Origin of the sequence: Ligilactobacillus ubinensis, assembly GCF_024160875.1 — a bacterium.
Taxonomy (GTDB): Bacteria; Bacillota; Bacilli; order Lactobacillales; family Lactobacillaceae; genus Ligilactobacillus; species Ligilactobacillus ubinensis.
In genome coordinates, this window is record NZ_JAIULA010000010.1 from 76,983 (window position 1) to 90,559 (window position 13,577).

Consider the following 13,577-nt stretch of genomic DNA (forward strand, 5'->3'; position numbering starts at 1 on the left):
TTACAAACCACTGCCTATATTCATATTTCGATTTACTACTTCAATAATACATTTTCTCTGTATTCTATTAGCTTTCTTTGTAATTGAACATTATCAACTATTTTATAAATAGATAACAAATAAGACTAAAAAGAAAAACTTCTTAGTCTTATCTCTCAATAAATATATCAAATTATTTTGTTAATTCATAAATTGCTTCAGCATAAATTGCTGCTGCCTTTAGTACATCATCTACCGGAATAAACTCATTTGCTTGATGCATTGTATCCGGAACACCTGGAAACATTGCTCCAAAAGCAACGCCGCGCTTCATAAGTCGACCATAAGTTCCACCACCAACAACCATTCCTTGGGCTTCTTGACCTGTCTGGCGTTGATAAACATCAAGTAATGTTTTAACTAGTGGATCTTTAGGTGAAACGTAATGCGGTACTTGCACTCTACCTTGTTCTAATGAAACATTCATTTTTGAAGTAACTTTATCAATACTACTCCTTATATCATTTTCGTCCATTCCCTTTGGAAAACGGAAATTTAACGTAATTGTATTATTAGTTGATTCTTCATCAAAATTGAAAATCCCAGCGTTCATCGTCAGATCACCCATTATTTCATCACTGAATGCTGCATCCATTTTTTTCATTCTAGAATCAAGATGTAAATAATTTGCCGCAAAATCAATAAAATCTTTGGCATCTCCTGCAAATTCATATTTTTGTAAAAATTTAGCTAAATAGGTTCCAGCATTTTCACCATTTTTTGGCTCTTGTGCATGAGCTGCTTTGCCTATTAATTCAAGCACTATTTTGTCATTTTTAGCATGTATTTCCCCTGAAATTGGATTGCTTTGAATAAATTTATTGAAATCATCTGCAATTTCACTATAATTATCTGCAATAATAATTGCTGATGCATCTCGTGGAACCATATTTTCACGTAATCCAGCTTCAAAGTGTAGTAATTTTGTTGGTGCTTTCTTATTATCTCCTTTAAATTTTACAACAAATGTTACATTTCCCTTTTCTCCATTAATAATTGGAAAAAAAGCATCCGGCGAAAAGCCAAAATCTGGTGCTGGCATTTTATCAAAATAATGTGTCATTCCACGCCATTGACTTTCCTCGTCTGTTCCAAGGATAAATCTAATTTTTTTGTTAATTGGTAAGCCTAACTCTTTCACAATTTTAAGTCCATAATAAGCAGCCATGCTAGGTCCTTTATCATCAGATGCACCTCTGGCATACAAGCGACCATCTTTTATTGTTGGTACAAAAGGATCCGTATTCCATCCTTTACCTGCAGGCATTACATCGACATGCCCCAAAATAGCAAGTGTCTCATCTCCTTGCCCATACGCTATATGTCCAGCTAATCCATCTAATTCTAAAGTTTCAAACCCGTCTCTTTTCCCAATTTCTAAAAAGTTATCAAGTGCTTTTTTGGGGCCTGGCCCTAGTGGTGCACTCTTAGTTGCAAGTGTTTCATCTCTTACGCTTTGAATTTGTAACATTGATTTCAAATCTCTTAATAAGTCTTCTTTACGTTTTAATACTTCAGTTTGCCAATTAATTATCATCCTTATTCCTCCTAAATCACTTTAGTTCATTTTACCATACAAAAAGAATCTTGACTTCTATGATAATGCGTTATAATTTAACTATAATAGAAAGGAAATGCGTTTTTATGAAAAAAATTGCAGACGATATTTTAAATAAAGTAATTTCATCTCGTCCTATTATAAGCTACAAGGGTTCCTTTGGCCGTGTAATAACTATTGGTGGTAATGAAGAATATGGTGGTGCAATTATTATGGCCACTAATGCAGCTGTACATGCAGGCGCTGGGCTTGTAACTTGCGCTACTTCTAAAATCAATGTAACCGCACTTCATGCACAGCTACCCGAAGCCATGTTTATTGACTATACTGATACAACTAAACTCAACCAAGCAATAACAAAAAGCAATGTCGTTGTTATAGGTCCAGGCCTTGGGACTACTGCGCAAAGCTTAGCCATTCTTAAAACAACAATTGCTGCTCTTTCTGCTAATCATTTTATTATCGTTGACGGTTCTGCAATAACTCTTCTAGCAAAAAATCGTAATCTTTTATCTCAACTTAAAATTGCTAATGTCATTTTTACTCCTCACGAAATGGAATGGCAACGCTTGTCAGGAATTCCAATTCCCAATCAAGACATAAAAAGTAATCAAAGTAAACAAGAATCACTTTCTGCTAATGTTGTTCTAAAAAAATACCACACTGAGATCTATCATACAAATGGCTCTATCTCACAATTATCAATTGGCGGTCCTTATATGTCTACAGGTGGTATGGGAGATACATTGACTGGTATTATCGCTGCATTTTTATGCCAATTCAAACAAGTTTCCACTTCTGATAGAATAGATGCTGCTGTCTATATCCATAGTGCTGTTGCATCCAGTTTAGCTACTCAAAAATATGTCGTTTTACCTTCTGATATCATTGCTGAATTGCAACATTACATGCTTATATCTCAGAAAAAATAATAAAACACTTGTGATATATAAAGAGATACCAAAAAGTTAATCTTTTTTGGTATCTCTTTAGTATGACTTTTTATTGTACTTTTAGATTTTCTACTTCTTTTTCTGTTAATCTCCGATATTCGCCTTGCTTTAATTCACTTGGCAAAATTAGATTTCCCATTTTAATCCGCTGTAATGCTTCGACGTGCATACCATTAGCAGCAAACATTCTTTTTATTTGGTGATATTTACCTTCACTAATTGCTATTATTACCTGGGAAATATTTCTTTTTGCACTATATTCTTTTAATACTAAATCTGCTGGTTTGGTAATATCACCATTTTTTAAACGCATTGGCTTAGAAAATTTTTTTATTGTTTGAGAATTAACCTCTCCACTTATCACCGCACTATATACTTTTTTGATATGCTTCTTGGGAGATAATAATTTATGCGCTAATGATCCATCGTTAGTTATTAATACTAGCCCGGTCGTATCTTTATCTAATCTTCCAACTGGAAATAAGTCTTCTTGCCAATCATTTGGGTGAATACAATCTAAAACTGTTTTTTGATTTTTATCTTTAGTAGCTGTGATTACTCCTGTAGGTTTATTTAAAAGAAAATATTGATATTTTGCATAAATAATTTGCTGACCCGCAACACGAACAGCCGTTGTTGCTTCATTAATCTGCAATTTAGGATTAATTTCTATTTGTCCAGCAATACTGACCTTTTTTTGCTTCAATATTTTTTTCACTTCTGTTCGTGTTCCTACGCCACATGATGCTAAATATTTATCTAATCTCATTTTTACCTCTTTTTATTTTATATGTAATAATGTTCGAATACGTTCAACCTTTGCGCCTAATATATGGTCAGCTACTCGTGTTTTCAAAGACAATAATACATATATATACCCGCCTATACTTGCAGAAAATAAAATCTCTATTAAAGCAATTATGCGACTTTCTTGATTAAACAATAATCCTAGTATCCAGACTAAAACACTAACAATCAAGAACATTATAAAGGTGAACGTCATTAATAAGTTAAAGGTTTTTTGAATTTGTTTGAGATTTAAACTATAGTTTCTCTTTAAAAAACGAAACATTAAAAAACTAGATACTAGCATTCCAATCGCACTTGCAATTAATGGCCCAAAAGCTGCTAATGAAACAGTCAACGGATACTGAACAGCCAATTTAACTACTAATCCTATAATAGCATAAATCACCGCTCGCTTATTTTCATAGATTCCTTGTAATAAACTCGCTAATATCACAAATAATCCTTGAGCTATCGCTGTATATGCAGAAACCTTTAATATATAAACACCGTATGTACTATATCCATAAAATACAACATACAATGGTCGAGCAACCGCAGCTATGCCTAACGAACTTGGTAACATTATAAAAAAGAAAAGTTCTATTGTATCAACAAGTTGTTTTTGTGCAATTTTTTTTTCATTTTTTGTAATTGCTTCTATTAGTAAAGGTATTGTTGTTGCAGCCATTGCTGACGCTAGAGAAATACTAATCATAATCAATTTATTAGCATTTGCTGCAAATAATGCATACATTGCATCAATATAATTGTCACTATAATTTGTTACAGCTTTCATAATAGAAGGAAATGAATACTGATCGACTAAATTATACAATGTTGACGAAATGCCAATAAAAATAAAAGGTATAGATTGTGCTAATAGTTCTTTTATTAGTCGTCCATTCGATACTTCAATAACGTTATTGCTATTTACATTTAAATTATCAAATTTTCTCTTTTTTCGAAAATAATAAATAATTAAAGTTAACATTCCTCCTATTGCGCCAACAAAAGCAGCAAATGTTGATTGTACAACACCAAATTCATAATTACCATTCATAACTTTCATTATTAGAAAAGCTGTCGCAAGCATATATATAACTCTAACAACTTGTTCCACTAGCTGCGATACAGCTGATGGTGCCATATCTTGATATCCTTGAAAAAAGCCACGCGTTAAACTCATGCATGGAATAATTACTAAGGCAATAGCCAATGAACGAAATACAGGAATAGTCCTTGAATCACCTGCAGCTAATATTGGTGCAGCTAACCATAATACTATCGCCATTAATATTCCTAAAAGTAGCATTAACATAAAAGTACGTTTATATAATCTTCTGCCAATTCCGTATTCATTTAATGAATTATAATGTGCCACTTGTTTAGAAACTGCTGACGGAATACCTGCTGTTGAAAGCATTAAAAAAACAGCATAAACCGTATAGCCTTTTGCATACAGTGCATTTGCTTGTAATCGATGTGTACCAAACCAACTATACCAAGGTATTATATATATCGCTCCTAAAATACGTGAAAAAATGCTCGCCGATGTCATCCATGCTGATCCACGCAGCATTTTTTCTTTTGAACTTACTTCTTTATCTATTTTGTGAACTGATTTTTCAACCAATGATAAACCTACTTTCATATTTTAAACAATTTAATCTTACACTTTTTTTCTTTTTATATCAATTTTAGCATTAGCTAAGTAATTTGAATATAAAAAAAGATAGTCGCTCTTTTGTATAGCGTCCATCTTCTTGATAGATCAATATATTAAAAATATTACTTTCTTTTATTAATTTGAATACCACTATATATAATAGCTAAAACAGCAAACCATATTAATGAAAATATTAAAGAAATCAATGTACTTTTACTAAAAGCAAGTAAAACTAATACAGAAAAAAAGAAAATAATTGTTAAAATATTAGTCATCGGGTAGAATGGCATTGAAAAAAGGATCTTCTTTTTGTGATTTAATTTTCGATACTTGTAATGACACCATACTAGAGCAATCCATACAAAAACAAAGCTAACAGTTGCCACACCTGATACAATTTCAAATACTGTTGAAGGTAATACATAATTTAATATAACAATAATAAAAAGAATGCTTGAAGAAAATAATAAAGCTTTTACCGGAACACTACGATTATTTGTACTGCCTAGACCTTTAGGCGCTTGTTTACTATTAGCTAATACAAACAAAGTACGACTTGTGCTAAAAATAGCACTATTGCACGCAGATAATGCCGCTGTAAGAACTACAAAATTAATAATGGCAGCAGCAAAATTAATTCCAATCCCTTTAAACACCTGAACAAAGGGACTTGAAGTTGTTACAATATCATTCCATGGATATAGACACATTAATACAAACATTGAACCTATGTAAAATAATCCTATTCTAATAGGTAAACTATTTATTGCTCGTGGCAAATCATACTCAGGATTTGCTGTTTCTCCTGAAGTTAATCCTACCATCTCAATTCCTGTAAAAGCAAAGATAACCATCGGAAAAGCTGCTAACAAACCGCCTATTCCCTTAGGGAAAAAGCCTCCATAATTAACCAAATTTGAAATAGTTACATGATGTCCACCTATATCTGCTGAAGTAACTAACAGAATCAGGCCTGTAATTATTAATGCTAAAATTGCAGTAACTTTTATGCTAGAAAACCATGTTTCTAATTCACCAAATAATCCAACGCTTAATAAATTGAAAGTTAGTAATACTACAATAATTATTAGTGCTGTTAACCATTGAGGTACATTGGGAAACCAATAACGAATATAAATTCCGCTAGCTGTTAAATCAGCCATTGCCAAACTAATCCAGCATAGCCAATATGTCCATCCAATAATAAATTCCCAACGTTTACCCATATATTCACTAATAAATTCAATAAAAGATGTTTTTGAAAGATCTGATAAAACTAATTCTCCAATTGCTCGCATCATGAAAAAACAGAAAATTCCAGCAATTAGATATGCCAAGATTAATGATGGTCCTGCTTTTTGAATAGCTGAACCTGAGCCTAAGAACAAACCTGTCCCTATAGCACCGCCAATTGCAATCATTTGCACATGACGATGCGTTAAAGAACGCGATAGTTCGTTTTTCATGTAAAAAACTCCTTTGAAATTGTATAATTTAACTTTTTAGACAAAAATTAACTGTACATACTATTTTATAAAAAATATTTATAATAAGCAAGTGTATTTATGAAAATATTCTAATTATATTTTCCACTTTTTCTAAACATATTTGCTGGTGAAACAAACAAAAGTCATCTAGATTACATTAACATTGTATATCGAATAATCTGAGTTCTACGCTGTCTTGCTTACGGATTTAAGTATATCTAGCTGCTTTTTAAAGTAGAATTTTCATCGAATATTCGGAGATAAAAAGAGTCCAAAGACTTTCGTCTCGGACTCAATTCCTATTATTGTAATTTCAAGTTACTTAATTACGATGCTAACTAATTTATTAGGTACTGCAATTACCTTATTAATTGTCTTACCTTTCAATTCACTTTTAATTTTTTCATCATTTAAAGCTAATTTTTCTAATTTTTCTTTAGATGTCCCTTTTTCTACTTGTAAATGTTGACGCACTTTTCCATTAACTTGAACTACTATTTCAATAACATTTTCAACCAATTTATTTTTATCGTATGATGGCCATTTTGCATAAGTTATACTGCCTACGTTTCCTAACTTCATCCATAGTTCTTCTGCTAAATGTGGTGTTAATGGTGATAACATTTTTACAAAGTTCTCAATATATTCAAATGGTATTGCGTCTGTTTTATAACATTCATTTACAAAAATCATCATTTGTGAAATCGCAGTATTAAAATGCAACGTTGTATAATCTTCCGTTACCTTTTTTACGGTTTGATTATACACTCGATCAAGTTTCCCATCATTGATAGTTGTTATTCTATCACGTAATTTATTATCTTCATCAATAATTAAATTCCAAACACGATTAATAAATTTATTTGCTCCATTTAACCCATCTTCACTCCAAGCAATAGATGCATCTAATGGTCCCATAAACATTTCATATAGTCTCAAAGTATCAGCACCATATTTTTCAACGATATCATCTGGGTTTACAACATTTCCCTTAGATTTAGACATTTTCTCATGATTATTTCCTAAAATCATTCCTTGATTGACTAGTTTCTGGAAAGGTTCTTTAGTTGGAACAACACCTATATCATATAAGAATTTATGCCAGAAACGTGCGTATAATAAATGTAGTACAGCATGTTCTGCACCGCCTACATATAGATCTACCGGCATCCACTTTTCTAACTTTTCTGCATCTGCAATTTTTTCATGATTGTGTGGATCAATATATCTTAGGAAATACCAAGAACTACCTGCCCATTGAGGCATTGTATTAGTCTCTCGTTTGCCTTTTCTGCCATTTTCATCAACAACATTCATCCAATCATCTAAATTAGCTAGTGGGCTTTCTCCTGTACCAGATGGCTTAATATCTGTTGCTACTGGCAAGCGTAATGGTAATTCATTTTCAGGAACCAATGTTGTTTCTCCGTCTTCCCAATGAATAACAGGAATTGGTTCACCCCAATAACGTTGTCTTGAAAAAGTCCAATCTCTTAATCGATAATTAATTTTTTTATTTCCAATTTGTCTTTCTTCCAACCAGGAAATAATCTTTTCAATAGCATCTTTTTTGCCCAAACCATTTAAAAATCCAGAGTTGATATGCTTCCCATCACCTATATAGGCTTCTTGTGCAATGTCTCCACCTTCAATAACTGGAATAATAGGCAAATCAAATTTCTTTGCGAATTCATAATCTCGTTCATCATGCGCAGGAACTACCATAATTGCTCCAGTTCCATATGATGCTAAAACATAATCAGCAATCCATATTTGAACCTTTGCACCATTAACAGGATTAATTACATAACTACCAGTGAATACACCTGTTTTGTTCTTTTCTAAATCAGTTCTTTCCAAATCTGATTTATGTGATACTTCCTTTATGTATGCCTCAACATTTTCCCTTTGATCGTCAGTTGTTAACTTCTTTACTAGTTCGTGTTCTGGCGCTAAAATCAAACAGGAAGCCCCAAATATAGTATCCGGTCGTGTTGAAAACACTTCAATTCCAACATTTTCAAAACCATCTACTGCAAATTTGATACTTGCACCAATCGATCGGCCAATCCAATTACGTTGCTGTTCCTTAATTGCTTCAGGCCAATCCAAGTCATCTAAATCATCAATTAAACGGTCTGCATATGCTGTTATTTTTAGCACCCATTGTCGCATTGGTTTGCGAATAACAGGAAAGCCACCTCGTTCAGTCTTACCATCAATAACTTCTTCATTAGCAACAACTGTACCTAAATCTGGACTCCAGTTAACAGGTATTTTGGCTTCATAGGCCAATCCACGTTTATAAAGTTGTTCAAAAATCCATTGTGTCCATTTATAATATGAAGGATCTGTTGTATTAATTTCTCTATCCCAATCATATGACAGACCTAGAGATTTAATTTGACGGCGGAAATTATTAATATTTTTCTTCGTAAACTCACGTGGAGAATGTCCTGTATTGAGCGCGTATTGTTCAGCCGGTAACCCAAATGCATCCCATCCCATTGGATGTAATACGTTAAACCCTTGCATTCTTTTCATTCGAGCGATTATATCTGTTGCTGTATATCCTTCAGGATGTCCTACATGCAACCCTTGTCCTGATGGATATGGAAACATATCTAAAGCATAATAGTTTGATTTCTTTTCATCCTCTGTTGTTTTAAACGTTTTATGCTCGTCCCAGTAATGTTGCCATTTTCTTTCTATCTCCTTGTGATTGTAAGACATTACTAATTCTTCCTTCCATTAATAAAATTCTGTATTTCGCAGTTTACCAAGATTTAGTAGTTGTAAAATTAAATACAAAAAATCCTATACAAGCCCACACAGTGACTCGTATAGGACGAATTTTCTTCGCGGTACCACCTATATTCCAACATGTACATGTTGACGCTCATTTTCATAACGCGAAAAAACGTTCATACCTACTTAACTATTCAATATGAAAACTCAAAGGTGAGTTCATTAACGTGTTAATATGTGTTTTCAACAATTCACACACTCTCTGTAATTAACTTATTAACTACTACTCCTTGTCTGCATCTATTATTGTCATTATCTTAGCAAAATGTACCATCAAATGCAAGCTAACTAATTAATTTTCAATGTTTGACCCACATATATAATATCTGAAGTTAAATTATTTAATGATTTTAATCGACTAACAGTTGTCCCATAAGTTGATGCAATTTTCCACAATGAATCTCCTGATTTTGTTGTATACGTAGTTGAACTAGAACTTTGATTCGTTGTAGCCGAACTATTATTAGTAACATTTAGCGATTGATTTATATAGATCGTATTTGAACTCAAGTTATTCAAGCTTTTCAGTTTGGCTACCGTTAACCCATATTTATTGGCTATTGCCCATAAACTATCCCCTGATTTTACTGTATATGTTGTTGTACTCGTGTTTGAATTATTCGAATTATTATTGTTTGAGTTATTATTTGAATTACCATCACTACTATTTGTACCACTTACTTTTAAACTTTGACCTATATATATTATATCAGAACTCAAATTATTCAAACTCTTCAACGTTGCTACTGATATACCATATTTATTAGCTACCGCCCATAAACTATCCCCTGATTTTACTGTATATGTTGTTGTACTCGTGTTTGAATTATTCGAATTATTATTATTTGAATTGTTATCTGAATTGCCATCACTACTATTTGTACCACTTACTTTTAAGCTTTGACCTATATATATTATATCAGAACTCAAATTATTCAAACTCTTCAATGTCGCTACTGATATGCCATACTTATTGGCTATTGCCCATAGACTATCGCCTGATTTTACTGTATATGTCGTTGTGCTCGTATTTGAATTATCTGAATTATTATTATTTGAATTGTTATCTGAATTATCATTATTATTACTTGTACTGCTTACTTTCAGCGTTTGACCTATATATATAGTATTTGAACTCAAATTATTTAAGCTCTTTAATGTCGCTACTGATATGCCATACTTATTGGCTATTGCCCATAGACTATCGCCTGATTTTACCGTATATGTCGTTGTGCTCGTGTTTGAATTATCTGAATTATTATTATCTGAATTATCATTATTATTACTTGTACTGCTTACTTTCAGCGTTTGACCTACATATATAGTATTTGAACTCAAATTATTTAAGCTCTTCAATGTCGCTACTGATATGCCATACTTATTGGCTATTGCCCATAGACTATCGCCTGATTTTACCGTATATGTCGTTGTGCTTGTATTTGAATTATCTGAATTATTATTATTTGAATTGTTATCTGAATTTGAATTATCTGATGATGAATCATATTGTGTCAAATTATAAGTTTTAATCAAATTAGATAAAATTGTCGCATAATTGGGATCAGTTGCATATGTTCCATACACACCATTGCTTAAATTCTTAGCTGCAATTTCTGGTGTAGAAGCATTAGTTTTTGTTGAATTAGGAAAATTATTTATGATTAGATTCGCATATGCATTCAATGATTCAGAATAATTGGAATACTTTTGAAATTTTGCAGAAACCACATGGTAAGAACCGTTATAGTACTCCTGTGTATTCATAGTTACATATGCACCTGAACCATTCCATTTTACTCCAAAAAGATTATAAGCAGATGTAGATAAAGTACTAGTTCCCCATCCACTTTCTAGAGCAGCTTGAGCAATCATCAAAGAAGCATACAATCCTCTTTGTTCTGCAATAGTTTGAGCAGAAGAAGCTATACTACTCAAAAACGATGATACATTGCTTGAATATGTAGTAACCGCTTTTGCACTTACTATATTGCTTGTAACCAAGGATGTGGTATTTGAACTTGACGAAACTACGCTATTATTATCTATTGATTTAGTTGTAGTCTGCACTGAACTTTGATTTGCACTTGAATCAGAACTACTACTATCTAAACTTGAAGCAGTATCAACACTAGTTGTAGTTACTGAACTTGAACTTTCTGTTTCGGACACTGCACTATCTGTTGTAGATGAACTACTGGCAGAATTCATATTAGAATTAACTACAGTATCAGCTGCAACCTTTGTCTTACTAAGTGTAATACCTGCTGTACCCATTAAAACAGTTGTACCAATATATGTGGTAGCTTTTTTTACTGATTTTAAATTATTTACTATGTGAAATGTTTTTTGTTGTTCAATTCGTTCTTTTCTTTTTTTCATGCGAATCCCTCCACCGATACACCTAATAACAACTATAACTCTTTTCTTTTATTATAATGATTTTTTTATTACTTTTGTTAAAATTAAATCACTTGTAATGTTTCTGTAAAGTAAAAAAATATTTATAAGCATAAAAATAGAGCAATGATCTTGCTCCATTAAAATAGTATCTTATATCTCTTCAATTAATTTTTTAAGTTCATCAATTTTGTCTGTTTTTTCCCATGGTAAATCAATGTCTGTACGACCAAAATGTCCATAAGCAGCCGTTTTTTTATATATAGGTTGCTTTAAATTTAACATTTTAATTATTCCAGCTGGACGAAGATCAAAAGCTTTTCGTATAACACTGACAATTTTTTCATTACTATACTTACTAGTATCAAATGTATTAACAGAAATAGATACTGGCTGTGCAACACCAATTGCATAAGCTAATTGAACTTCAACTTCACTTGCTATATCAGCAGCAACTATGTTTTTTGCTATATAGCGCGCTGCATAACTAGCAGAGCGATCAACTTTTGTTGCATCCTTACCAGAAAAAGCACCACCACCATGATGAGCTGCTCCACCATACGTATCAACAATAATTTTCCGTCCTGTCAAACCAGCATCACCTTGCGGTCCACCAATAACAAAACGCCCTGTTGGATTTACAAAATATTTAGTATCCTCATCAAGATATTTTTCAGGAATTACCGTTTTTATAACTTTGCTTATTATATCACTACGTATTTGTTCTAATGATACTTCATCACTGTGTTGTGTTGATAAAACTACTGTATCAACTCTTTTAGCTATGTTATCTTGATCATATTCAACTGTTACTTGAGCTTTAGCATCTGGACCTAGATAAGAAATAGAACCATCTTTTCGTAACTCTGCAATTTTTCTCATTAGTTTATGACTTAAGGAAATTGGTAATGGCATTAATTCCGGTGTTTCATTAATAGCATACCCAAACATCATGCCTTGATCTCCCGCACCAATTTGATCTAAAACATCACCATTGCCTTTTTTTACTTCAAGAGAGTTATCAACTCCTTGAGCAATATCAGATGATTGCTCATCTAGAGCAACTAAAACTGCACAATTATCTCCATCAAATCCATACCTACCATGAGTATAACCAATTTCCTTAATTGTGTTACGAACAACTTTTTGAATATCAACATATGCACTTGTTGAAACTTCACCAACAACTACCACTAATCCTGTCGTAACAGTAGTTTCAACAGCAACTCGTGCGTCTGGATCTTGCGTTAACATAGCATCCAAAATTGCATCACTAATTTGATCAGCAATTTTATCTGGATGTCCTTCTGAAACTGACTCTGATGTAAATAAACGTCTTTCTGACATAATTATATATTCCCCCATATTTTTTATTTGGTTACAAGGCATCTTCACACTACTATGAATCCTTTCGGGAATGAGTTGTAACAATACTAGTTTAGCATAAAATACGATACTAGTCACAATTAAAAAGCTATTGTTTGCAATTTTTTTGGTTCTATAATATATGGTACTGATAGAAAAAATATTCTATCAATACCATTTTTTGTTTTATACTAAAAAAGATGAAGTCTCGTCACTTCACCTTCAAATAAAACTTGCCTTTTGACAAGTTAAGAAAGAATGTTTTCTCATGAATAATTTTACTAGAATTTCACTCGGAATTAAAGACCTTAGACTCGATTTTGATCCTAAATTTTATGATTCTCCTATTTATAACGGTATTTATCATCACCATAAAGTCCATATCATTCATTTAATCCAAACTTATACTTGTTATTGTCCAATTTGTAAGTCTAGGACGTTGCGCAACGGCTTTAAACTAGTCAAGGCTACCGCCTTACCTTCTGCTGGTATAGCCAATGTATTGTTTATTCGCA

The 13,577-nt window shown here is 32.4% G+C and carries 8 protein-coding genes, 1 riboswitch and 1 other annotated feature; of the genes, 1 reads left to right on the plus strand and 7 read right to left on the minus strand.

All coding sequences use genetic code 11. From position 1 onward, the window contains the following. Positions 1–172 precede the first annotated feature (172 nt). On the minus strand, positions 173–1,576 hold the full coding sequence (gene pepV / locus LB941_RS06615; RefSeq protein ID WP_253360512.1) for a dipeptidase PepV: 1,404 nt from the start codon (positions 1,574–1,576) through the stop codon (positions 173–175). Between the two features lie 107 nt (positions 1,577–1,683). Here pepV and LB941_RS06620 point away from each other — a divergent pair, with 107 nt between their 5' ends. Further along, the gene (locus LB941_RS06620) at positions 1,684–2,529 is read left to right on the plus strand and encodes an NAD(P)H-hydrate dehydratase (RefSeq protein WP_253360514.1); all 846 of its coding nucleotides are present in this window, start codon (positions 1,684–1,686) and stop codon (positions 2,527–2,529) included. Positions 2,530–2,599: 70 nt separating this feature from the next. On the opposite strand, the gene LB941_RS06625 is transcribed toward LB941_RS06620, so the two are convergent. From LB941_RS06625 to metK, 6 genes are all read right to left on the minus strand, one after another. Then, positions 2,600–3,319: a pseudouridine synthase gene (locus tag LB941_RS06625; RefSeq protein WP_253360516.1), complete on the minus strand. Its 720-nt coding sequence runs from the start codon at positions 3,317–3,319 to the stop codon at positions 2,600–2,602. A gap of 12 nt (positions 3,320–3,331) precedes the next feature. Further along, positions 3,332–4,918, minus strand: a complete 1,587-nt coding sequence (locus tag LB941_RS06630) for a putative polysaccharide biosynthesis protein (RefSeq protein ID WP_425270519.1) — start codon at positions 4,916–4,918, stop codon at positions 3,332–3,334. Between the two features lie 209 nt (positions 4,919–5,127). Continuing rightward, a complete protein-coding gene (locus tag LB941_RS06635) occupies positions 5,128–6,471 on the minus strand; it encodes an amino acid permease (protein WP_253360520.1) in 1,344 nt (447 codons plus the stop codon). Positions 6,472–6,810: 339 nt separating this feature from the next. Further along, complete coding sequence (gene leuS / locus LB941_RS06640; RefSeq protein ID WP_253360522.1) at positions 6,811–9,225, minus strand: leucine--tRNA ligase; 2,415 nt, start codon at positions 9,223–9,225, stop codon at positions 6,811–6,813. A gap of 108 nt (positions 9,226–9,333) precedes the next feature. After that, positions 9,334–9,546, minus strand: a binding site (T-box leader). A 42-nt stretch (positions 9,547–9,588) separates the two neighbouring features. Then, complete coding sequence (locus tag LB941_RS06645) at positions 9,589–11,679, minus strand: LysM peptidoglycan-binding domain-containing protein (RefSeq protein WP_253360525.1); 2,091 nt, start codon at positions 11,677–11,679, stop codon at positions 9,589–9,591. A gap of 171 nt (positions 11,680–11,850) precedes the next feature. Further along, a complete protein-coding gene (gene metK / locus LB941_RS06650; protein ID WP_253360527.1) occupies positions 11,851–13,044 on the minus strand; it encodes a methionine adenosyltransferase in 1,194 nt (397 codons plus the stop codon). After that, a riboswitch (SMK box riboswitch) is annotated at positions 13,045–13,130 on the minus strand. Positions 13,131–13,577 lie beyond the last annotated feature (447 nt).

Coding starts and splice junctions, on each gene's coding strand:
- pepV (WP_253360512.1), bottom strand. CDS start 1,576: ATGATAATTAATTGGCAAACTGAAGTATTAAAACGTAAAGAAGACTTA.
- LB941_RS06620 (WP_253360514.1), top strand. CDS start 1,684: ATGAAAAAAATTGCAGACGATATTTTAAATAAAGTAATTTCATCTCGT.
- LB941_RS06630 (WP_425270519.1), bottom strand. CDS start 4,918: ATGCTGCGTGGATCAGCATGGATGACATCGGCGAGCATTTTTTCACGT.
- LB941_RS06645 (WP_253360525.1), bottom strand. CDS start 11,679: ATGAAAAAAAGAAAAGAACGAATTGAACAACAAAAAACATTTCACATA.
- LB941_RS06625 (WP_253360516.1), bottom strand. CDS start 3,319: ATGAGATTAGATAAATATTTAGCATCATGTGGCGTAGGAACACGAACA.
- metK (WP_253360527.1), bottom strand. CDS start 13,044: ATGTCAGAAAGACGTTTATTTACATCAGAGTCAGTTTCAGAAGGACAT.
- leuS (WP_253360522.1), bottom strand. CDS start 9,225: ATGTCTTACAATCACAAGGAGATAGAAAGAAAATGGCAACATTACTGG.
- LB941_RS06635 (WP_253360520.1), bottom strand. CDS start 6,471: ATGAAAAACGAACTATCGCGTTCTTTAACGCATCGTCATGTGCAAATG.